At 64.3% G+C, this 21,907-nt stretch carries 21 protein-coding genes and 2 tRNA genes; 5 read left to right on the top strand and 18 right to left on the bottom strand.

Annotation, left to right across the window (positions count from 1 at the left end; genetic code table 11):
- Positions 1 to 70: 70 nt before the first annotated feature.
- The 4 genes from FJW07_RS10790 to FJW07_RS10775 all read right to left on the bottom strand — a co-directional run bounded on the left by FJW07_RS10790 (position 71) and on the right by FJW07_RS10775 (position 2,543).
- Entirely contained in the window at positions 71 to 487 is a 417-nt protein-coding gene (locus FJW07_RS10790; protein ID WP_140856314.1) for a VOC family protein, read from the bottom strand.
- Between the two features lie 84 nt (positions 488 to 571).
- Positions 572 to 1,405: an AraC family transcriptional regulator gene (locus FJW07_RS10785; protein ID WP_140856312.1), complete on the bottom strand. Its 834-nt coding sequence runs from the start codon at positions 1,403 to 1,405 to the stop codon at positions 572 to 574.
- Between the two features lie 129 nt (positions 1,406 to 1,534).
- Positions 1,535 to 1,705, bottom strand: a complete 171-nt coding sequence (locus FJW07_RS10780; protein ID WP_140653476.1) for a hypothetical protein — start codon at positions 1,703 to 1,705, stop codon at positions 1,535 to 1,537.
- A 52-nt stretch (positions 1,706 to 1,757) separates the two neighbouring features.
- Positions 1,758 to 2,543 (bottom strand): TSUP family transporter, encoded by a 786-nt coding sequence (locus FJW07_RS10775; RefSeq protein ID WP_140785857.1) that lies wholly within the window; start codon positions 2,541 to 2,543, stop codon positions 1,758 to 1,760.
- A 137-nt stretch (positions 2,544 to 2,680) separates the two neighbouring features.
- Here FJW07_RS10775 and FJW07_RS10770 point away from each other — a divergent pair, with 137 nt between their 5' ends.
- On the top strand, positions 2,681 to 3,112 hold the full coding sequence (locus tag FJW07_RS10770; protein WP_140785856.1) for a TerB family tellurite resistance protein: 432 nt from the start codon (positions 2,681 to 2,683) through the stop codon (positions 3,110 to 3,112).
- An 88-nt stretch (positions 3,113 to 3,200) separates the two neighbouring features.
- On the opposite strand, the gene FJW07_RS10765 is transcribed toward FJW07_RS10770, so the two are convergent.
- From FJW07_RS10765 to FJW07_RS10745, 5 genes are all read right to left on the bottom strand, one after another.
- The gene (locus FJW07_RS10765) at positions 3,201 to 4,823 is read right to left on the bottom strand and encodes a dipeptide ABC transporter ATP-binding protein (protein ID WP_140856311.1); all 1,623 of its coding nucleotides are present in this window, start codon (positions 4,821 to 4,823) and stop codon (positions 3,201 to 3,203) included.
- Positions 4,820 to 5,689, bottom strand: coding sequence for an ABC transporter permease (locus FJW07_RS10760; RefSeq protein WP_140785854.1), 870 nt, complete (start codon positions 5,687 to 5,689; stop codon positions 4,820 to 4,822). Before FJW07_RS10760 ends, FJW07_RS10765 begins: the two co-directional genes overlap by 4 nt.
- The gene (locus tag FJW07_RS10755; protein WP_140785853.1) at positions 5,686 to 6,633 is read right to left on the bottom strand and encodes an ABC transporter permease; all 948 of its coding nucleotides are present in this window, start codon (positions 6,631 to 6,633) and stop codon (positions 5,686 to 5,688) included. The genes FJW07_RS10760 and FJW07_RS10755 overlap by 4 nt, the downstream gene beginning before the upstream one ends.
- Positions 6,634 to 6,661: 28 nt before the next feature.
- Entirely contained in the window at positions 6,662 to 8,143 is a 1,482-nt protein-coding gene (locus tag FJW07_RS10750) for an ABC transporter substrate-binding protein (RefSeq protein ID WP_140785852.1), read from the bottom strand.
- Between the two features lie 126 nt (positions 8,144 to 8,269).
- On the bottom strand, positions 8,270 to 9,547 hold the full coding sequence (locus FJW07_RS10745; RefSeq protein ID WP_140856308.1) for an acetylornithine deacetylase/succinyl-diaminopimelate desuccinylase family protein: 1,278 nt from the start codon (positions 9,545 to 9,547) through the stop codon (positions 8,270 to 8,272).
- A gap of 261 nt (positions 9,548 to 9,808) precedes the next feature.
- On the opposite strand from FJW07_RS10745, the gene FJW07_RS10740 reads away from it, so the two are divergent.
- Positions 9,809 to 10,240 (top strand): L,D-transpeptidase, encoded by a 432-nt coding sequence (locus FJW07_RS10740; protein WP_140647951.1) that lies wholly within the window; start codon positions 9,809 to 9,811, stop codon positions 10,238 to 10,240.
- A gap of 23 nt (positions 10,241 to 10,263) precedes the next feature.
- On the opposite strand, the gene FJW07_RS10735 is transcribed toward FJW07_RS10740, so the two are convergent.
- From FJW07_RS10735 to FJW07_RS10695, 9 genes are all read right to left on the bottom strand, one after another.
- Positions 10,264 to 11,256, bottom strand: coding sequence for a lipid A biosynthesis lauroyl acyltransferase (locus FJW07_RS10735; protein WP_140785850.1), 993 nt, complete (start codon positions 11,254 to 11,256; stop codon positions 10,264 to 10,266).
- Positions 11,257 to 11,262: 6 nt separating this feature from the next.
- A complete protein-coding gene (locus FJW07_RS10730) occupies positions 11,263 to 12,291 on the bottom strand; it encodes a zinc-binding dehydrogenase (protein WP_140785849.1) in 1,029 nt (342 codons plus the stop codon).
- Positions 12,292 to 12,408: 117 nt separating this feature from the next.
- Positions 12,409 to 13,680, bottom strand: coding sequence for a beta-ketoacyl-ACP synthase (locus tag FJW07_RS10725; protein ID WP_140647948.1), 1,272 nt, complete (start codon positions 13,678 to 13,680; stop codon positions 12,409 to 12,411).
- 14 nt (positions 13,681 to 13,694) lie between these two features.
- Positions 13,695 to 14,882 (bottom strand): beta-ketoacyl-ACP synthase, encoded by a 1,188-nt coding sequence (locus FJW07_RS10720; protein WP_140856306.1) that lies wholly within the window; start codon positions 14,880 to 14,882, stop codon positions 13,695 to 13,697.
- Positions 14,883 to 14,937: 55 nt separating this feature from the next.
- Positions 14,938 to 15,219, bottom strand: a complete 282-nt coding sequence (locus FJW07_RS10715) for an acyl carrier protein (protein ID WP_027167184.1) — start codon at positions 15,217 to 15,219, stop codon at positions 14,938 to 14,940.
- A gap of 235 nt (positions 15,220 to 15,454) precedes the next feature.
- Positions 15,455 to 16,597, bottom strand: coding sequence for a slipin family protein (locus tag FJW07_RS10710; RefSeq protein WP_140856304.1), 1,143 nt, complete (start codon positions 16,595 to 16,597; stop codon positions 15,455 to 15,457).
- A 367-nt stretch (positions 16,598 to 16,964) separates the two neighbouring features.
- Positions 16,965 to 17,032, bottom strand: a tRNA-Ile gene (locus FJW07_RS10705).
- Positions 17,033 to 17,106: transfer RNA gene (locus FJW07_RS10700), tRNA-OTHER, on the bottom strand.
- Between the two features lie 221 nt (positions 17,107 to 17,327).
- On the bottom strand, positions 17,328 to 17,876 hold the full coding sequence (locus tag FJW07_RS10695; RefSeq protein ID WP_140856302.1) for a histidine phosphatase family protein: 549 nt from the start codon (positions 17,874 to 17,876) through the stop codon (positions 17,328 to 17,330).
- Positions 17,877 to 18,039: 163 nt separating this feature from the next.
- Here FJW07_RS10695 and FJW07_RS10690 point away from each other — a divergent pair, with 163 nt between their 5' ends.
- The 3 genes from FJW07_RS10690 (at position 18,040) to FJW07_RS10680 (ending at position 21,879) form a co-directional block, all read left to right on the top strand.
- Complete coding sequence (locus tag FJW07_RS10690; protein ID WP_140856301.1) at positions 18,040 to 18,990, top strand: AEC family transporter; 951 nt, start codon at positions 18,040 to 18,042, stop codon at positions 18,988 to 18,990.
- A 310-nt stretch (positions 18,991 to 19,300) separates the two neighbouring features.
- On the top strand, positions 19,301 to 20,758 hold the full coding sequence (locus FJW07_RS10685; protein ID WP_140647661.1) for an NAD-dependent succinate-semialdehyde dehydrogenase: 1,458 nt from the start codon (positions 19,301 to 19,303) through the stop codon (positions 20,756 to 20,758).
- 95 nt (positions 20,759 to 20,853) lie between these two features.
- Positions 20,854 to 21,879: an aldose epimerase family protein gene (locus FJW07_RS10680; protein WP_140856299.1), complete on the top strand. Its 1,026-nt coding sequence runs from the start codon at positions 20,854 to 20,856 to the stop codon at positions 21,877 to 21,879.
- The last annotated feature ends 28 nt before the right edge of the window (positions 21,880 to 21,907 follow it).

Genomic DNA, 21,907 nt, shown 5'->3' with positions numbered 1-21,907 from the left:
CGCTCCTTGCTTCGCCCGTGGATGACGAAGTTCAGGCGCTGTTGCCAATCCCCAACGTCGGTGAGACTTCCTACGCCTTCTCTCCCGCCTTCGGCCAATAGGTGCCGAAGGACCAGACATTGTCTTCCGGGTCGAGGCAGATGAACTCGCGGCTGCCATAGTCGCGGTCGACCAGTTCCTGGATGATTCTCGCGCCGGCTTTCTTCGCCTTGGCATAGGTGGCATCGGCGTCGTCGACGGCGATGTAGATCGACTTGCCGCCGCCGCCGGGCTCGCCGACCATCTTGCTGTAATCGTCGTCGCGCGCCGTGCCCAGCATGATCATCGAGGAACCGAAAGTGAGCTCGGCGTGGTGGACGATGTCGCCCTCGCCATAGCGGGCGCGCAGTTCGAAGCCGAAGGCCTCGCTGAGCCAGTCGATCATCTTAGCGGCGTTCCTGTAGCGCAGGGCCGGATAGAGGCGGGGTGCTTCGTTTGCTGTCGGCATGACAATCTCCCTGTGTCGGTTGATGAATGCCAGCCTGTGCGAAAGCGGTTTCGGCGTCTTGAAGAAATGTTACCTCGGTCAGGCCTACATCGACGCCGCGAACCCGGTCGGCGTTTCTCCGGCCAACTGACGGAACTCGCGCACCAGATGCGCCTGGTCGGCGTAGCCGCAATCGGCGGCGATGCCGGCCCAGTCGTCTTCCTGCCGCCTGGACAGCGAGAGCGCGCGGTTGAAGCGCACGATGCGCGACAATGTCTTCGGGCCGATGCCGATCGCGTCGGTGAATCTCGCCGCCAGATGCTTGCGGCTCCAGCCGATCTCGCCGGCGAGCGCCGAAACACGGGTGCGGCCGCCCGACATGATGACTGTTCTGTACGCCCAGGCGATTTCGGGCGAAAGCGCATTCGCCTCCGCAAGTCGGCCGGCGATGAAGCCCTCGGCAATGTCGAAGCGCGCGTTCCAATCCGATGCCTCGCCAAGCCGTTCGCGCAATGCCATGCCGTCAAAGCCCAGCGCGTCGTCCAACCCGACCATGCGATCGCGCAACTCGCTCATCGGCAGGCCGAAGAACCGCCTGGCGCCAAGCGGCGTGAAATTGACCTGGACGCAGCAGGAGCCGCCGAAGGATTCGACCATGACCGGCCCAGCATAGAGACCGGCGGCGAAACTGGCGTAGCGATCGTTGTCGCCCGGGCTGTGACCGAGGCCGATGGCGAAGGCTTCGGCGAAGCTGATCACCAGCGGCACGGTCAGCGAAGCATATTCGACGATGCGGAAATGGCCGGGCAATGTCTCGCGATAGCCGCAGATATCCGTGACAATGCCGGCCAGCGAGGCGGGGGGCTTGCGCCGCACCATCTCGAAATGGATGGTCGGAGAGCGGTTATCCTGTCGAAGGCGCTCTGTCTCGTCGGACATGCCGAGAGCCTATCAGAATATGCTCGCAAGAATCAAAAGCGCCCGGCAGGGCCGGGCGCTCCGAGTTGCCTGAGATTGGCTATTAACGGTTAACGCAATTCGGGACGGAAAACTTTTCCTGGAATTGCTTTAGGTGCCGCGCATCAAACAGCCGGCGGCAAGCACGATATAGGCGATGAGCATGATCCAAACGGACGCAAGCGGAATGAATGCAAGAACGCCAAGCGCGGCGATAAGGCCGATGACGGCGATGACCAACGAAATAATGAACACGATCTGGGTGGGCGCACTGAGATTCATGTCTGGTCCCTCCAACCTGATTCGCAACACCCGAATTCTACCAGCATGCGCCTCACATACCAATGAGCTGGCGTAAGGGATTGGCCGGATCGGCCAGCAGCTTCACAGCGAGCGCCAGGCAGACGACCACCAGCAACGGCTTGATCAGCTTGGCGCCGATGCGGATGGCAAGGCTCGCGCCGACACGGGCGCCGATGAACTGCGCCACGCCCATCATCAAGCCGATCTTCCAATCGATGACGCCGACGGCGGCGAAGACGACGAAACCGCCGATGTTGGAAGCGAAGTTGAGCAGCTTGGTATGCGCCGTCGCCTTGAGCACGCCGTAGCCGGCAAGGGTGACGAAGGCGAGCATGTAGAAGGAGCCGGCGCCGGGACCGAAGACGCCGTCATAGAAGCCGATCAGCGGCGGGATGATCAGCCCGAACAGGAAAGGCGATAGCCGCTCGGCGCGGTCGACGTCGTTCATGTTCGGCTTCAGCGCGAAATAGAGGGCGATGGCGATCAGGAGCAGCGGCAGCAGGGCGCGCAGGAAATCGCCGGGCACGACCGTCGCTAACAGGGCGCCGACCGCGCCGCCGACAAGCGCCAGCAGCGCCGACGGCAGCTGGCGGCGCAGGTCGACCTGACCGTTGGCGGCATAATGGATGGTGGCCGAGCCGGACCCGAACATGCCCTGCAATTTGTTCGTGCCAAGTGCCGCGACCGGCGAAAAGCCGGCGAGCAGCAGCGCCGGGATCGTGATCAGCCCGCCGCCGCCGGCGATCGAGTCGACGAAGCCGGCGGCAAAGGCGGCGGCGATGAGGATGAGGACGGTCTGCAGGGTAAGGTCGATCATCGGGGAGGGGTGTTTGGAAGGAAGCCGCAGCTTCCATCACGCCCCACCAGTTTGCGCAAGACCAATTCCACGCCTAAACGCTCACACTTTTCCTGGAATTGCTCTAACAATCCAATCGGAATCGCAAAGGGAGCTTGGTGGCGATGGCGCTGCTCGACCAGATACGTTCGATCTTCGACGGTGACCCGGGTGTGCGCAAGGTGGCGGACGACCCGGTGCTGTCGGCGGAACTCTTGATGCTGTTCCGCATGATCCTGGCCGACGGCTCGGTCTCGGAGAGCGAGATGGTCGTCTTCCGGCATATCTGCAAGGAAGCCTTCGGCATTCCGGAGGCCTCGATCGACAGCGTCATCGAATATCTCAACGATTATGGCTACGAGACCAATGGCTCGCAGGCGATCGCGCTGTTCCGCGACCTCGATGTCGAGCGCCGAAAGCTGCTTGCGCGCCACATGGCTGAGATCGCCAAGGCCGATGCCAAGCTGGCGGAGAGCGAGGTGAAGCTCCTGCGCCGCACGCTCGACCTGCTCGACATCAGCCCCGTCGATTTGGTGAAGCCGGAGAGCTGAAGCAATTCCAGGACAAGCGTGAGCGTTTAAGCTCAGCGACTTCGCCGTAGCCTTCTGCCCGGAATTGCGTCAAAAAGAGGAGGCTGGCTCACCCCTGTTCCTGCATGCGCCGCGCGATGGCGCGGTGAAGGTCGGGCGCCGCCGCGACCAGCGCCTGCGCCGCTTCCGAGCGCGGATGGTCGAGCACTTCGGCCGCCCGGCCGCGTTCGACGATCTTGCCCTCATGCATGACCAGCACTTCGTCCGCCATGGCGCGGGCGACCGTCAGGTCATGGGTGATGAAGAGATAGGCGATGCCGAGCTTCTGATTGAGCTCGGCGAAAAGGTCGAGGATCTGGGCGCGGATCGAGACGTCCAGCGCCGAGACCGGCTCGTCGGCGACCACCAACTTCGGCCGCGTGATGATGGCGCGGGCGATCGACAGGCGCTGGCGCTGGCCGCCGGAGAACTCATGCGGGTATTTGTCCATGTCGCGCCGCCCAAGGCCAACTTCATCGAGCGCATGCGCGACCATCTCGCGGCTCTCAGCCTTTGCCGGCTGCTTTTCCAGAAGATGCAGCGGCTCGGCCACCAGCTTCTCCACCTTCTGGCGCGGGTCGAAGGAGCCGTAAGGATCCTGGAACACCACCTGCATGTCGCGCCGGGCCGGCCTCAGCGCAGATTCCGGCCTGCCGGTGATGGCCTCGCCGCGAAAGCGGATCGTGCCCGCCGTCGGCTTGTCCAGGGCGAGGATCATGCGGGCAAGCGTGGACTTGCCGCAGCCCGAGCGGCCGACCAGCGCCACCGATTGGGCGGGCTCGATGGTGAGCGAGACATCCTCGACGGCGCGGATCGATTGCGCCGGCCGAAACAGGGATATGCGCCGTCCCGGATAGTCCCGGCCGACGTTTTCGACTTCGAGCAAGGGTTTTGCCGAGCCGGCAAGGTGCGGTTTCGAGCGCGCCGGCACATGCATGGAGGCCAACGCCAGGTCGCGCGTGTAGGGATGCTGTTGCTCCGACAGCGTGCGTGCGGTGTCGCCGGCCTCCGTCACCTCGCCGTGACGCAGGATAGTCAGCCGATCGGCCATCTCGGTCACAACCGCGAGGTCGTGCGAGATGAGCATGAGTCCCATGCGGTTTTCCCTGACCAGATTGCGTAAAAGGTCGAGGATCTGGGCCTGCAGCACCACGTCGAGCGCCGTCGTCGGCTCGTCGGCGATCAGCAATTTCGGTTTAAGCGCGCAGGCGATGGCGATGACGACGCGCTGGCGCTGGCCGCCGGACAGTTCGTGCGGGTAGCGCGACAGCGGGAATTTGGCCTCCGGCAGCCCGACGCGATCGAGGATCTTTCGCGCGCGGTCCTCGGCCTCGGCGCGGCCCGCCCTGGTGTGCCAGCGGATGCCTTCGGCGACCTGCTCGCCGATGGTCTTGACCGGGTTCAGCGCCGTCATCGGTTCCTGGAACACCATGCCGATGTCATCGCCGCGCAGGGCGCACATCTGGTCTTCGCTCGCGGCAAGGATATCGATGCCGTCGAAGGCGACGCGGCCTTCGGCGCGGGCCAGATGCGGCAAAAGCCGCATGATCGTCAGCGCTGTCATCGACTTGCCGGAGCCGGATTCGCCGACCAGGCCGACCACCTCGCCGGGCGCGATTGTCAGCTCGACGCCTTTCAGGATCGGCGTATCACCGATCGAAAGCGACAGGTTTTCGATCTCGAGCAGGCTCATCGGCGCCGCCGTGATTTTGGATCGAGGATGTCGGCAATGCCGTCGCCGAGCAGGTTCAGCCCGAGCACGGTGACGACGATCGCCATGCCGGGGAAGATCGCCATCCAGGGTGCGGTCACCATGCGCGTCTGCGCGTCGAACAGCATGCGGCCCCAGCTCGGCATCGGCGGCTGGGCGCCAAGGCCGACATAGGAAAGCCCGGCTTCGGCGAGAATGCCGAGCGCGAACTGGATCGTGCCCTGGACCAGCAGCAGCGTGGCGATGTTGGGCAGGATGTGCTCGACGGTGATGCGCGTCATGCCCTTGCCCGCGGCGCGCGCGGCAAGGATGAATTCGCGCGGCCAGATGGCCAAAGCTCCGGCCCGCGCCACGCGGGCGAAGACCGGGATGTTGAAGATGCCGATGGCGATGATGGCGTTGACGGCGCCCGGGCCGAAGATCGCGGTGATCATGATTGCCGAGAGCAAGGCCGGAAAGGCGAACACGAGATCGTTGACGCGCATCAGCGCCTCGTCGGCTATCCCGCCGCGCGCCGCCGCGAAGGTGCCAAGCGGCACACCGATGCCCATGCCGATGCCGACCGCGACCAGCGCGACGGCGATCGAATTGCGGGCGCCGACCATGATCATCGACAGGATGTCGCGGCCGAAATGATCGGTGCCGAACCAGTGCGCCCAGGAGGGCGCCTGCGTCTTGTCGGCGATCACCAGTTTTGTGACGTCGTAAGGTGTCCAGACGAAGGAGAGGAGCGCGACCGCCACGATTAGCAGCGTGATGACAAGCCCGATCAGGAAAGAGCGATTGCCAAAAGCCTTGGCCAGCACGCCGGCAAGGGTTTCCTCGGGCAGGTCGACGCGCATGGTCATTGCCGGCCTCTGAGGCGTGGGTCGACGATGGCGTAGGAGAAATCGACAACGAGGTTGATCAGGATCACGGCGGCGACCAGCAGCATGACGATGCTTTCGACGACGATTAGGTCGCGCTGGGTGATGGCCTGGAAGATCAGCCGGCCGAGGCCCGGCAGGTAAAAAACATTCTCGATGATGATGGTGCCGGCCAGCAGGAAGGCGAATTGCAGGCCGAGGATTGTCAGCACCGGGATCATGGCGTTGCGCAGCGCATGGCGCCAGAGCACGGCGCGATAGGGCAGGCCCTTGGCGCGCGCGGTGCGGATATAGTCTTCGTTGAGCACCTCGATCAGCGCCGAACGGGCGACGCGCCCCAGGATCGCCGCCTGCGGCAGCGCCAGGGCCACGGCCGGCAAGACCAAGGACTTCAACGCCGTCCAGATACCGGCGCCCCAGCCCGGAAAGCCGCCGGCCGGCACCAGACGCAGCCAGACGGCGAAGAGGTAGATCAGCATCAGCGCGAACCAGAAATTCGGCACGGCGACGCCGAGCTGGGCGGCGCCCATGGCCAGCGTGTCGCCGGCCCGGCCCTGGCGGCTGGCCGAGAACACGCCGACCGGGATGGCGATGACGGTCGAGAGCGCCAGCGCGATCAGCGCCAGCGGCAGGGAGACGGCGATGCGCTCGCGCACGAGGTCGATGACGGGGACCGAATAAGTGTAGGAGCGGCCGAAATCGAGGCTGAGCAAGCCCGCCGCCCAGTGCAGGTAGCGCAGGACCAGCGGCGCGTTCAGCCCCATCTGGTTGCGCAGCACCTCGACTTGGTCGGCGCTGGCATTGAGGCCCAGCATCAGGCGCGCCGGGTCGCCGGGCAGGATCTCCATGACCGCGAACACCACCATCGAGGCCAGCACCAGTGTGAGGGCCGCGATGATCAGGCGCTTTACGAGGTATGCGGTCATGGGAGGCGATCGGGCGATCGCGCCGGCCTCAATCCGTCCACTTCACCTTGGTGAGATCGTCAGCCTCGATCGGCCAGTTCGTCCACATGCCCTGCAGCTTGGCGTCCCAGACGCCAATCTTGGGCAGCTCGAACAGGTAGACGGCGGGCACGTCGTGCGCGAGAATCCTCTGTGCCTCACCCAGCAGCTCCAGCCTCTTGTCCTTGTCGACCGTGGTGCCGAGCTCCTCGATGACATCGTTGAACTTCGGATTGTCATACTGGAAATAGTAGCCGGGCCGCGAATAGATATCGATGTCGTTTGGCTCGACATGGGAAACGATCGTCAGGTCGTAGTCCTTGTTGGTGAAGACCTGGCTCAGCCACTCCGCCCATTCGACCGGAATGATCTGCAGATTGACCCCGATCTCCTTCAGTTGGGACTGAATCACCTGGCCGCCATCGCGTGCGTAAGGTACGGGCGGCAGCTTGATCGTGGCCGAAAAGCCGTTCTCCAACCCCGCTTCCTTCAGATACTCCTTGGCCTTGGCGATGTCGTGCGGGTAGACGCCGGTGAGATCGACATAGCCCGCATCGCCTGGCGAAAAATGAGAGCCGATCGGCTTTCCAAGACCGTTCGAGGCTGCGTCGATGATGGCACTGCGATCGATCGCCGAGGCGAGCGCCTGCCGCACCGCAAGCTTGTCGAAAGGTGGCTTCTTGTTGTTGATCGACAGGATTGTCTCGCCCTCGGTCGAGCCGATCACGACGCTGAAGCGCGGATCGGACTGGAGCTGTGCAAGCGCGTCTTGCGCGGGCATGTTGGCGAAAGCCTGGATGTCGCCCGAGAGCAATGCGGGGACAGCCGCGGCGGCGTCGGGCACGATACGGAATGTCGCCTTGTCGAGCGCGGCGGGCGTACCCCAGTAGTCCGAGTTCTTGACGAGCGTGATCTCGGAGCCTTTGGCCCAGTGATCGAGCTTGAATGGACCGGTGCCGATCGGCTTGTCCTTATTGCCGTCGGCCGACCCCTTCGCCACGATCACCGCCGCAACCTGGCCCATGTCGTAGAGGAAACTGCCCTGCGGCCCGTCGAGAGTGACCTTGACGGTCGACGGATCGACCGCCGTGACATCGGTGATGTGCGCAAAGAGCTGCTTTTGCGGATTGAGCGAATCCTTGGCGCGCGCTCGGTCCAGCGAGAATTTCACGTCGTCGGCGCTGAAGGCCGAGCCATCGTGGAACTTCACGCCGGAATGCAGCTTGAACGTGTAGACCTTGCCGTCGTCGGAGACGGCCCAGCTCTCGGCGAGAGCGGGCTCGACCTGGCCGTTGTCGTCGATGCGCGCCAGCCCTTCGAAGACATTGGCATAGGTGACTTCGCCGATGGCAGCGGCCGCGCCGGCGGTCGGATCGAGATGCGGCGGCTCGAGCACGATCCCGAGCGTGAGATCGGTGCGCGCGGCAAAGGCCGACGTGGCGGCGGCAAGCGACAGCGCAGCCGCGGCCAAGATGGTCTTCCACAGTTTCATCGCTGAACTCCCATTTGCTCAAACGTGCTCAAGCTGGCGGATAGAAGCGTGATTTCGCGCGCGAGTAAATCGCGTTTCATGCTGCCTTGCCTCGCCCGGCGGAATGTTTTTCCCACTGTCGTCCGATCAGTCCGTCGTTCCTCTCAAAAGCACATTGAGACCGATCGCCATCACCTTGGCCGATTCCACCATGTCGGCGATGCCCACCCATTCGTCCGGCCTATGCGCAAGGTCGAGAATGCCCGGGCCATAGGCGATGCAGTCATAGAGGTGGCCGATGCGCGCGACATGCTTCTGGTCGTAGGTGCCGGGCGAGATCACATAGTCGGGCTCGCGCTCGAACACCGCCATGATGCCATTCGCGACAGCCTGCACCACCGGCGCGTCGCGCTCGGTCATCAGCGGCAGAACCTCCATCAGGTCGCGGATCTCGTAGTCGAATTTCTTGCGCTCGCGCTTCAGCCGCTCGAGGATGCCCGTGACTTCGCCTTTGACGGCGGCGATGTCCTCTTCGAGCAGGAAACGCCGGTCGATGGTGAGCCGGCAGGAATCCGGCACATTGGGCGAGGGGAGGCCCGGCCGGAAATCCTCGGTCTGGCCGCCATGGATGGAATTGATGTTCATGGTCGAGCGCCGGGCGCCCTCCGGCACCACCGGCATGCGCGTCATCTTGCGGTCGAGGGCCGGGAACAGCTCGTCCTCGAAGGCTTGCAGCACGGCGCCCATATGGCGCACCGCGTTGTCGCCGAGGAACGGCATAGAGCCGTGCGCGATCTCGCCCTTGGTCTCGATCTCGGCCCACCAGACACCGCGGTGGCCAAGGCAGATGCGGTCCTTGTTCAGCGGTTCGGGGATGATGACGTGGTCGACTTTCGGCTTCGAGAAATAGCCGAGCCGCGCCAGATGGGCGACGCCGCCGAAACCGCCGGATTCCTCGTCCGCCGTGCCCGATATCTCGATGGCGCCCGGAAAATCTGGATAAACCTCCATGAAGGCTTCGATGGCGATGACGGAGGCGGCCAGGCCGCCTTTCATGTCGCAGGCGCCGCGGCCATAGACCCTGCCGTCCTTCACCACGCCGGCAAAGGGATCGACGGTCCAGCCGTCGCCGGCCTCGACCACGTCGATATGCGAGTTGAAGTGCACGCAGGCGCCGGGCGAGCGGCCGTCGAAGCGGGCGACGACATTGACCCGCGGGTAGCGGTCGCTGTCGCCGGGCGCGCCTTCGGCACGGATGAACTCGGTTTCGAAGCCGCGTTTCCTGAGACGCGCGCCAAGAAACTCGGCGCATGGCCGGTAGGCCTCGCCTGGCGGGTTGACGGTCGGAAAGCGGATCAGGTCCGCGGTCAGCGCAACGAGGTCGTCGACCCGGTCCTCGACCGCCTTGAGAAGTCGTTCATTCATCCGGCGGATTGAAGAAGGAACGCAGCACTTTTGCAAGCAACCAGTCGCTCATTGCCACACGACGGTCCGGGCATGGACCAACACCTCGCCTAAACTTCAGAGGGTGCGTGGCGACGTGGCAACTATACCGCGAAAATCGTTCAAATTCGTCGCATTGGATTGGCGGAATCGTCAAGGAGTGTGTGGTACTTAACGCATCTGCCCGCAAAAAGATGGAAAAACCGCGCGAATGGCAGGGGGCAATCAAAGGGGTTTGATCGCATGAAAAAGTTCGTTCTCATGGCAACCGTGCTGGCAACCGCGTTGTTCGGCATGTCCGTCGCAAGCCGGGCGGCCACGCTGGTCGCCAATATCGACGTCTCGTCGCAGACCATGACCGTCAGCAAATACGGCCAGGTGGTCTATCGCTGGAGCGTGTCGACCGCGCGCAAGGGCTACTTCACTCCGCGCGGCAGCTATCGGCCGCAATGGACCGCCCGGATGTGGTATTCGCGCAAGTATGACAACTCGCCGATGCCCTATTCGGTGTTCTTCCACGGCGGCTACGCCATTCACGGCACGGGGTCGGTAAGAAATCTCGGGCGCCCGGCCTCGCATGGCTGCGTGCGCCTGCATCCGGCCAACGCAGCGACCTTCTATGCGATGGTCAAGGAAGTCGGCTTCGGCAACACGCGGATCGTCGTCGCCAACTGATCCGGGACGGCGGAGCGACCGGGTTACTGGCCGGCTGTCGTCCTCGCCTGTCCGCGCTTGCGGCGACGCCCGCTGATTTCCCAGCGCTTGTGGAACCACATCCACTGCCCAGGGTCCTCACGCACCCAGCGCTCGACCACATCGGTGAGCAGCTGGGTGGTGGCAGCGACATCGACACTGCCGCTTTCGCTGCGCGGCAAGGTCAGCCTGTCCTCTATTTCCAGACGGAAGCGGTTGCCCGGCAGCCTGACGCAGCGGGCGGGGTAGACATCGCAGTCATAGTGACGGGCCAGCATGCCGAGCATCGGGTTGCTCTGGCACCGGCGGTCGAAGAAAGTCGTGTCCACGCCGCCCGAGAATTTCTGATCGACCAGCACGCCGATATTGCCGCCCTTCTCCAGGATGGCGGCAAGGGCGAACGACGCGCCGGCGGCGGAGGGCAGCAGGGCACCCATCGAGGAGCGGCGCGTCGAGTGAATGTAGTCGGCGAGATACGGGTTGTTCGGCGGGCGAAAAAGCGCCGTGATGTTCATGCCGAACGTGGCTGCGGCCACCGGCAGCAACTCGAAATTGCCGAGATGGCCGGTGAACAGGATATGCGACTTCTTCTCATCGGCGATCTCGAGGAAATGCTCGACGCCGCGCACCTCGACCCGGCCCGGCTTCGAAGCGTTCGGATCGAAGTCGAACAGCGCGTCGAGGAAGATGTACTCGGCCGCGAGGCGGGCCATGTTGCCCCACATGTCGCGCGCGATGGCTTCGACCTCGGCGTCGCTCTTTTGCGGATAGGCAAGGCGCAGATTGTTGACCGCAACGCGATGGCGTCCGACCATCGGACCGATGCGGCGGGCGATGCGGTCGGCGAAATTGAGCGCGCTGTCCGGCGGCAGAAGGCGCAGCAGCGAGAGCAGAACGATAGCAAGCTTCGCGACCAGCCAATGCTCCAGCTGGCGCAGTCGCCGGCCGTAGCGGAACATGAAGTCCCGGCGGGCTTTCCTGAGCACCTTGCCGACCATCTTGTCTTAGGAAACGCGCAGGATGATCTTGCCGAAGACGTCGCGGCCTTCCATGCGCTTCAGCGCGGCGTCGATGTCGTCGAAGCCGACTTCGGTATCGATGACGGGGGCAACGAACCCCGCCGCCATCTTCTGCATGGCGTTGGCCATGTTCTCCATGCGGCAGCCGAAGGAGCCGAGCAGTTTCAGCTGCTGCTGGAAGAGCTGCATCAGGTTGACCTGCGTCGACACGCCGGAGGTCGAACCGCAGGTGACGAGACGGCCGCCGCGCTTCAAGGACAGCATGGAGCCGGCGAAGGTGTCGGCGCCGACATGCTCGAACACGACGTCGACGCCCTTCTTCCTTGTCAGCTTGCGCACCACGCCTTCGAAACGATCCTCGCGGTAGTTGATAACATGGTCGGCGCCAAGTGCCTTGGCCTTGTCGATCTTGTCGTTCGAGCCGACCGTGGTGATCACCGTGCAACCCATCTTCTTGGCGAGTTGGATGGCAGCGGAGCCGATGCCGGAGCCGCCGGCATGGACGAGAATGGTTTCGCCCGGTTCCAGCTTCGCGTTGTCGAACAGCATGTGCTCGACCGTGCCGAAGGTGACCGGCGCGACCGCCGCGCCGATTTCGGTGACGCCGGGAGGCGCGGGCACCAGAAGGCGCGCCGGCAGGTTGATCTTCTCCTGGGCAAAGCCGTCGAGATGGAAGCCATGGACGCCGGAAACATGCTCGCAGAGATTGTCGCGGCCTTCGCGGCAGGCACGGCAGAGCCCGCAGGTGCGCGCGCCGTAGATCGACACCAACTGTCCCGGCAGGAGGTTGGAGACGCCCGGTCCGACCGCCTCGACCTCGCCGGCGGCCTCGGCGCCGACGACCAGCGGCAGCTTGCGCTTGGCAAACGCCATGCCGCGCCAGCCCCAGACGTCGATATGGTTGAGCGCCACCGCCTTGATGCGGAGCGTCACTTCGCCCAGCGAAGGCGGCGGGGGAGGCGGCAGGTCCACCGTTTCAAGGCGGCGGTCCTCGATAAGTTGCAATGCGCGCATGTGGCCTGTCAGGTTCTGCTCTAAAGCGCGATGCGCTTTAGTTTCTTTGTTTATGCATGTCGTTGTAGCAAAACCGATTTCACTTTTGCGCGACATGCATTAGCGGAAAAAGTCCGATTAGACCGGTTCCCGCGCCATGACAAGGCAGGTGTTCTGGCCGCCGAAGCCGAAGGAATTCGACAAAACCGTGCCGACCTCGGCGTTGCGCTTCTTGTTCGGCACGACATCGAGCACGATCGCCGGATCGGGATTGTCGTAGTTGATGGTCGGCGGGATGACGCTTTCGCGCATGGTCAGCAGCGAAAAGGCGGCCTCAACCGCGCCGGCGGCCGACAGCGTGTGGCCGATCATCGACTTGTTGGACGAGATCGGCATCGAGCCGATGCGTTCGCCGAAGACGGTGGACAGCGACAGGTGCTCCATCTTGTCGTTTTCAGGCGTCGAGGTGCCGTGCGCGTTGACGTAGTCGATCTCGTCTTCGCCGAGGCCCGCATCGGCCAGGGCGGCGCGCACGGCGGCGATAGCCGGCGAGCCATCGGGCTTGGAGCGGGTGCGGTGGAAATCGTCGGCCTTTTCGCCGCAGCCGCGCATGATGCCGAGGATCGTCGCGCCGCGCGCAAGGGCGGCTTCCAGCGATTCCAGCACGAGCGCGCCGGAGCCTTCCGCCAGCACGAAGCCGTCGCGGTCCTTGGAGAAGGGCTTTGAGGCTTTCTCGGGGATATCGTTGTGGGTGGAAAGCGCCGAGAGCAGCGAGAAGCGGATCAGCGCTTCGGCGGTTGCCGAGCCGTCGGCGCCGATCGACAGCGCCTTGTCGCATTCGCCGCGACGGATCGCCTCGACCCCGAGCTGGATGGCGGTGGCGCCCGAGGCGCAGGCGGTCGACAGCGTGATCGGCAGGCCGCGCGTGCCGAAGCGGTCGGCCAGGCGATCGGCGATCGAGCCGAACTGCGTGGTCTCGAAGACATCCAATTCCTTCAACCCGCGCGCCACGCGCAGCAACCTTTCGGCGCCAGCGTCCTGCTTGTCGGAATTATAGAGCGAGAAGCGGTCGGTCCAGTCGAGCTCGACCGGCGGCGAGGCCAGGAACAGCGGGCCACCGAAATCGCCGGACTCCAACCCAGCTTCCGAGACGGCCTCCTGGGCCGCGGTCTCGGCCAGCTCGTAGGTGAGATGGCTGGCGCCCTTGGAGCTCGACGGCAGGAAGTCGACCATGCCGGAAATGCGGGTGTTGAGCTGATCGACCGGAAAGCGGGTGATCGGATGGATGCCGGATTTGCCCGAGGTCAGCGCCGCCCAGTTGTCCTTCTTGCCGACGCCGAGCGAGGTCACCACGCCGATGCCGGTCACGGCGACGATAGGCCTGCCCATATGGTCTCGGAGATTGGCCATGTTTGCGTCTCTTTCTAGGCGGCCTTGATCAGCCCCAGGCCCTCGAATTGGTGATAGCCGATCGCCGTTGCAAGGACGCTATTGGGCGCGCCCTCGAATTGCCGTTCCACTGTGGCATCGAAGACAGGGTAGGCGGCCTTGCGGTCGACGGCCATTGCCGCGAGCGCAACCGCAAAGGGGAATTGAGCCTCCTTCATATGGCCGGTCAATGTCGAGAAGGCGCGCACGGCCAAGGCCGGGTTGGCGTCGAGCACCGCCTTTTCGGCCGCCGTGGCAGCGTGGGCGCCGGAGGCGGCGGAAATCGTCAGCAGATCGCCGTCGGGAAGGGCTGCCTGCTTCAGCAATGCGGCGATTTCGGCATTCAGTTCGCCGCGCCGGCGCCTGGCGCGGCCGGAGATGACGGGGCCAAGCTCGGCGTAGATCTTGCGGCCGCGGTTTTTTGCATGCTCGCGCTGTTCCAGCACCAGGAAGGCGCCGCCGGAGCCCGTCACCACACCGCCGCCTTCGGCGCCCTTGCGTTGCCAGACCGGCTTCCATGGTCCGCGATGCAGGTAACCGGCGAGCTCATAGCCGAGCAGCATGTCGGAATGCTCGGTCTGGAAGGCGCCGCCGACCAGAACATGGGTCGACTGTCCCGAGCGGATGCGCGCCGCCGCCGTCTCGACGGCCGAGACGCCGGCGCCTTCCTCGCCCATGAAGGTGCGCGACGAACCGGTGACCTTGTGGACGATCGAGATGTTGCCGGCGAGCAGGTTAGAGAGCTGGGCCAGGAACAGGGTCGGCCGCAGTTCGGTGGTCAGCTTCTCGTTGAGCAGCACGTCGCGGTCGTTGCGGCTTTCGGAGGCCGCAAGGATCGCGGCATCGACGGCTTCGTCGCGCTCGCCGCCACCGGCCGCCACCACCATGTCCATGGTCGCGCAAAGCTCGTCGTCGCCCTTGATGCCGGCGTCATCCAGCGCCAGGCCGGCGACATAGGTGCCAAGGCGCTGCCAGGTTTCCATCTGGCGCTGGTCGCCGCGCTTGGCGATCTGCAGGTTCCAGTCGATTTCGGGCAGGGGATGGATGGTGTAAGGCGCAAAGCGCTCTGCCTCGAGCACCGGCTCACGGCCCGGTCGGGTGAGCTTCTGCCAATGCGCATCCGGACCCTCTCCAAGCGAAGAGACAAGGCCGATGCCGGTGATGACGACGTCGTGAGAACTCATGGGCGGCCGTTGTGGGTCAGCTGGCAGGGCGCGTCAAGACCGCGCCCGAGCCGGCTCAGGCGGCCTTGGCCGCGACCAGCGCGTCGATCTTGGCGCACAGGTTCTTCATGACGAAGTAGTCGTCGGTCGAAGCCTTGCCGTCATTGACCTCCTGCGTCCACTTCTCGAGCGGCACCTTGATGCCGAATTCCTTGTCGATGGCAAAGACGATGTCGAGGAAATCGAGGCTGTCGATGCCGAGATCGTCGATGGTGTGGCTCTCGGGCGTGATGGTGTCGATATCGATCTCGCTGGTGTCGGCAATGATCTTGGCGACTTTCTCGAACGTGGTGGACAAGGGCTCTTCCTTCGGTTGCGGGCGGAATCTGTCCGCATCTTGTTTGGGCGCTGTCTAATCGGTTTTTCCCGGCAGGAAAAGGCCTGATGCGCCGGGGCAGATGGGATGCCGGCTTTGGGAACGCAAGAAGGGCCGCCGGTCTATCCGGCGGCCCTTCCCATTTTACGCGGCGTCAGCTTTCCATTCCGATGCATGTCGTTGTTCCAAAACCGGAACCACTTTTGGGCGACATGCGTCAGTCGCGGAGCTTGACCAGGTCGTTGAGCAGCCCGCCCGTCCCGTTGTGGACGGTGAGTCGCTCGACCTTGCCGGCGATGGTTTCGAGAGCCTCGAGCTCCTTCAGCCGCAGCATCACCGGGTTCTCGGCCATCACCTTGGCCGTGTTGAGCAGCGAACGCGTGGCGTTCGTCTCCTCGCGGCGGCGGATGACGTTGGCCTCGGCCTGCTTCTCGGCCGCGACCACCTGGTTGAGGATCTCGCGCATATCGCCCGGCAGGATCACATCCTTGAGGGCGATATCGCTGACCTCGACGCCGATCGCGGCCATGTCGTCGCGCACCTTGGCCGCCGCGTCCTCGTCGACCGTCACCCTCTTGTCGAGGATCTGGTCGAGCGTGAGCGCGCCAAGCGTCTTGCGGAAGGCATACTGCAGAGCGCGGTAGAGGGCTTCCGAGAAGTCCTTCACCGTGCTCACCGCCTTGACCGGATCGACGACTCGGTATTCGGCGGCGATGTTGACGCGGATCGTTACGCGATCCCTGGTCAGCATTTCCTGCCCGGCGACATCGAGCGACTGACGCTTGATGTCGACGACCTTCACCTGGACCATGCGCCCGACATTCCAGAAGGCGTGCACGCCCGCTTCAAGCGTGCGGGAAAAGACGCCGTCCACGAAGAGCAGCCCGACCTGACCGTCCACGACCGGATTGACGAAGATGTGCTCCGTCTTGCGGGCCTGGCCGATCCGGCGCATCAAGTCCGGATCGACGGCGAGATCGGCTGCCGTATCGACAGACGTCACCTTCCACGGTCCGGCATCCGTCCACAGCACGAGCTTGCGGTCCGGCGACAGCACGGCATGGAGGGCGCCGTCGCGCTCGATGACGGCGACGTCCGTGCGCCCGGTGCGGGCGACGGTGAAATGACGCGCGGCCACGTCCGGGAGCTTGTCGAACAACGCCTTCTCGTATGCCGAAACGAATTCCGGGTTCTTCAGGTCGTGCCTGGAGATTTCCAGGTTTCCGCGCCGGTTGGCGAGCCAATGTTCGCCCGGCATCAGGATCGCCTGGATCTCGCCCTTGTAGAGGGCGACGGCACGTTCATTTTCCTTCACGAGGACGCGCTGGCGTCCAAGAAGCTTTTCGAGAATGGTCTTCATTGTCTTACTCCTGTCGGGCATGGCCCCATGCGAGGCGTCACGTCATGCGTCGATCATCCCTTCGTTTTCTCGTTTCACGTCGTCGTACTTCATGTCCCGGGCACGAATGATCCAGGGACCGGTGGCATCGATCCGCGGCGGGCCCTCGGGAGCGGATCGCGGGGCGGCGAAGCGGGCGCCGGAAGCCGAAGCTTCCCTTGCCGGCCGCACCGCGCCTTGACCGTCACCGCGGGCCTGGCCGCGAGCCGATGGCGCAGAACTTCGCCGACCGGCGAGGCCGAAGCCCCTGCCGTCCGTGAAGTCCTCGCATTCCGGTCCCCGGACCGTTTTGGATAACACCACCTGATGGTGTCGGCTTATCAGGCCGTTGGAGAAGGATTCGAACCTTCGACAGTCAGATTATGAGTCTGATGCTCTAACCAATTGAGCTATCCGTGGTGCTGATGAAGGGACTCGAACCCCCGACCTCCGGACCCAAATCCGGCGCTCTCCCTCTGAGCTACATCGGCGATCCCAACACCCGAAACGGCGCCGTACACAGCGCGGCAAAGCCGGCTGCGCGGGCGGAGGCGAAAGCTCCAACCGTTGTGCTCGCTTCGGTTTTCGTGACCGGGAGCGCGCCTATAGACCCTGCGACGGGTTGTCGCAAGCGGCATTGTCGCGGCGGATTTGCGGCTTCTTCCGGATGTGGCATTTCGGCCACGGTAGCGAGCCGCGCGGGCCGACGCCCTCAGAAGGTGACCCGTCCGAGCACCTTGAGACCATCACCCTCCGGCTCCACCACCACGGCCTCGCCCTCGCGCGGCGCTACGCCGGTGAGCGCCTCGATGTTTTCCACATGCGTGACCAGGACCAGATTGTCGGAGCCGGAATAGCCGCTTATTTCCTTCATGATCGCGGCCATTTGCGCGGCCTTTTCGGCCGGGTCGGTTTTGAGCAGGTCGAGTGGCGCGAAAGGCTGCGGCTCCGATTCGAAAGCGATGCGGGCAGTGTCGAGGCAGCGGCAGTAGCGGCTGGAGAGCACGTGATCGATCGGCGCCGAGCGCGCCGCGAACAGCGCGCCGATGCGGCTTGCCTGCTGCTTGCCGCGCTCCGACAGGTTGAGCTGCGTGGCGCAATTGCCGATGTCGAAATTGGCCGGGTCGGCAGCTCCTGTGACGAAGGCATGGCGAAGCAGCACGACATGGCCGCCGTCGCGCAGCAACGCCCAGCCGGCGTCCGTCGCGTGGGCAAGGCTCGGAGCGGCCAGGAGAAAAAGCGCCAGAACAATTCGCAGCATCGGAAGTCCTTTGGCGGCCCGGCGGGGGCCAAGACCGTGATCGGCATATAGGGATCGCAAAGCCGGCCGGAAAACAAGCAGCGGCGCCGGGGAACGGCGCGCGGCGCCAATTGCATGGCGAACAGGGCTCGCCTATCACGGGAAAAATGTCTCCGCCCAGAAAATGACTCCGCTCACGGAAACCGTCCTCTTCGTCTTCAGCCTTGTGGCGCTCGGCTATCTGGCCGGGCTCACTTTCTATCTGAAGCCGGCGAGCGGGGAGGGCATTTCCGAATTCGCCGTCAACGTGGCGATGCCGTTGCTGCTGTTCCAGACCATGGTCAAATCGGATTTCCACGGCGTCACGCCTTGGTCGCTGTGGGGCGCCTATTTCGCGGCCGTGGCCATCACCTGGGCCGCGGGCCATCTGGTGATGACGCGGCTGTTCAGGCGAGATGCGCGCGCGGGCATCGTCGGCGGCGTGTCGTCGGCCTATTCCAATGTCGTGCTGCTCGGCGCGCCCTTCATCCTCGGCATCTTCGGCGCGAGCGGCTTCGAGGTGCTGTCGCTGCTGGTCTCGGTCCACCTGCCGATCATGATGATGGCCTCGATCGTGCTGTTCGAGATGTTCGGGCGCGGCAGCGGCGAGACGATCCATCCGCTGCGCGTCGTCAAAAGCTTCCTCAGGCGGCTGTTCATCAATCCGCTGATCATCGGCATCCTGGCGGGGCTCGCCTGGCGCCTCACCGGCGCGGCGCTGCCGGACCTTATCGAACGGCTAGTCGACACGCTCGCCGACACGGCCGGTCCGGTGGCGCTGTTCGCCATGGGGCTCAGCCTGCGCCGCTTCGGCATCTCCGGCAATATCCGGCCGGCGCTGGCATTGTCTGGACTGAAACTGTTCCTGATGCCGGCGCTGGTGCTGGCGTTCGTGTGGCTGCTCGGCCTGCCGCCGCTGACTGCCAAGGTCGCGGTGGTGGTTGCAGCACTCCCTTCGGGCATCAATTCCTACCTGATCGCCGTCCAGTTCAACACCGGCCAGGCGCTGGCCTCGAACCAGATGACGCTTGCCACCGCAAGCGCGGTGGTGACCACGTCGTTCTGGTTGACGGTGGTCATCCACGTCTTCGGTTAGGGACGTCGATATTCAGGTGATGCCGGCCTGCAAACACCGATTTCCCGCGCTTCCGGTGCTCACGTACTTCAGGTGCACTCCGCTCCGGTTCTCGGAAATCGCTATTTTCGGCTCGGCCTGACCTGAATCTCAAGATCCCTGCCAGCAATTGAGGCGCTCGCTTTTGCTGGCCCAACCCCTATATGCCATCTTGTGATTGCTTGCCCGCCTTTCCCTAGGTAAGAGCAATGCGCCGGCGTGCGGCTCTTGAGCACGCTTCAACGGATATCCAGAAAAACGGCCGATCAGCGCGCCGAACGGAGGCCAGACCATGCTTCAGAAAACCAGTCATTTCATGCGCCAGGCCAATCTCATCAATGGTGAATGGGTGCAGGCCGACAGCGGCCAGACCATCGACGTCAACAATCCGGCGACGGGCCTCAAGATCGGCACCGTGCCGAAGGCCGGCAAGGCCGAGACCCGCCGCGCCATCGAGGCCGCCGAGGAAGCCTTCAAGAGCTGGCGCAAGACCACTGCGCTCGAGCGCTCGAAGCTCCTGCGCAAGCTGCATGACGCGATGATGGACAATCAGGACGTGCTGGCCGAACTGCTGACGATCGAGCAGGGCAAGTCGCTCGCCGAATCCAAGGGCGAGATCGGCTCGGCCGCGGCCTACATCCTGTGGTTCGCCGAGGAAGGCCGCCGGGTCTATGGCGACATCGTGCCGTCGCCATGGGGCGACCGCCGCATCCTGGTGACCAAGGAGCCGGTCGGCGTCATCGCCGCCATCACGCCGTGGAACTTCCCGTCCTCGATGCTCGCCCGCAAGATCGGCCCGGCTTTGGCCGCCGGCTGCACGGCGGTGGTCAAGCCGGCCTCGCAGACGCCTTATTCGGGCCTCGCCTGGGGCGCGCTGGTCGAGGAAGTCGGCTTCCCGAAAGGCGTCGTCAATGTCGTGACAGGTTCGGCCGGCGAGATCGGCGACGAAATCTGCGCCAATCCGCTGGTCAAGAAGATCACCTTCACCGGCTCGACCGAGGTCGGCAAGATCCTCATCCAGAAGTCGGCAACGACGGTCAAGAAAGTGTCGATGGAGCTCGGCGGCAATGCGCCGTTCCTGGTCTTCGACGACGCCGATGTCGACCGCGCGGTGGCCGGCGCCATCACTGCCAAGTACCGCAACTCCGGCCAGACCTGCGTGTGCACCAACCGCTTCCTGGTGCAGGCCGGCATCTACGACAAGTTCGTCGAGAAGCTCGCCGCCGCCAGCAACAACCTCAAGGTCGGCTCGGGCCTCGAGGAAGGCGTGCAGCAGGGGCCGCTGATCGACGAGAAGGCGGTCGAGAAGGTCGAGGAGTTCATCGCCGACGCAACCTCGAAGGGCGGCAAGGTCGTCGCCGGCGGCAAGCGCCATGCGCTGGGCGGCTCGTTCTTCCAGCCGACTGTCATTGCCGACGCCACGCCGAAGATGCGCTTCATGAAGGAAGAGATCTTCGGGCCGATCGCGCCCGTGTTCAAGTTCGAGACCGAGGAAGAGGCGGTCGCCTTGGCCAACGACACCGAGTTCGGCCTCGCCGCCTATTTCTACACCGGCGATCTCGGCCGCGCTTTCCGGGTGATGGAAGGCCTGAAATACGGCATGGTCGGCGTCAATGAGGGCCTGATCACCACGCCCGAGGCGCCGTTCGGCGGCGTCAAGGAATCCGGTCTGGGCCGCGAAGGCGGGCATCAGGGCATCGAGGACTATCTCGATACCAAATATGCCTGTTTCGGGGGCCTCGGACTCTGATATCGATCCTTGGGACAGGGCAGGCGTTTGGCCTGCCCTTGCCGGATGATGCGCCATCGGCCTAAATCCACGGATCAGGAAATGACATTTCGGGCATGGCGATGAAAGACGGCGAGGTCTTCGGCACGACGCAGGCGGGCGAGGCTGTGCGCCGCTTCACCATTCGCGGCGGCGGCATCACCGCCAACATCATCGGGCTTGGCGCCATCGTCCAGGACCTCAGGCTGAGCGGGCACGATGCGCCGCTGGTGCTCGGCTACGACCGTTTCGAACCCTACGAGACCGACCGCGCCTTCTTCGGGGCGGTGGTCGGACGCTTCGCCAACCGCATCGGCGGCGGCCGCTTCACCATCGCCGGCAACCGCTACCAGACCGAGCAGAATTTTCTCGGCAAGCACACGCTGCATGGCGGCTCGGAAGGCTTTTTCCACCGGCCATGGACCGTCTCGCTGCACGGCCGCGATTTCGTGACGCTGACATTGCACGATCCGGACGGCGCCATGGGATTCCCGGGCGCGCTCGACGTCACCTGCACCTACCGGTTGAAGATCCCCGGCACGCTCAGCATGGAACTGACCGCGACCTGCGAGGAGCCGACGATCTGCAACCTCGCGCAGCACTCCTATTTCAATCTCGACGATGGCGGAGCGGGCGACATCCTCGACCATCGGTTGATGCTCAACGCCGGCGCCTACACGCCCGTCGATGACGAGATGATCCCGACCGGCGTGGTGAAGCCGGTCGACGGCACGCCTTTCGATTTCCGGCAGGCGCGGGCGCTGCGCATGGAAATGGAAGGCGAGCAGCTTCGCTATGACCTGAATTACTGCCTGGCCTCCAGCCGCGGGCCGCTACACCAGGCTGCCTGGGTGCAAGGCGCCAATTCCGGCGTCGAGATGGAAGTGTGGACCACCGAACCGGGACTGCAGCTCTATAGCGGTCAGTTCGTCGCGCCGACATCGCCGGGGCTTGACGGCCGCCGCTACAGGGCGTTTTCGGGCCTCTGCCTCGAAGCGCAGACCTGGCCTGACGCGCCGAACCGGCCCTATTTCCCGCAGGCGACGCTGTGGCCGGGGCAGATCTATCATCAGGTGACGGAATACCGGTTCCGGCTGCCTTAAAGTTCTACGATATTGAAGTGATGCCTGC

Source organism: Mesorhizobium sp. B3-1-9 (assembly GCF_006439595.1).
Classification (GTDB): domain Bacteria; phylum Pseudomonadota; class Alphaproteobacteria; order Rhizobiales; family Rhizobiaceae; genus Mesorhizobium.
This window is presented reverse-complemented; position numbering and strand designations above follow the sequence as displayed.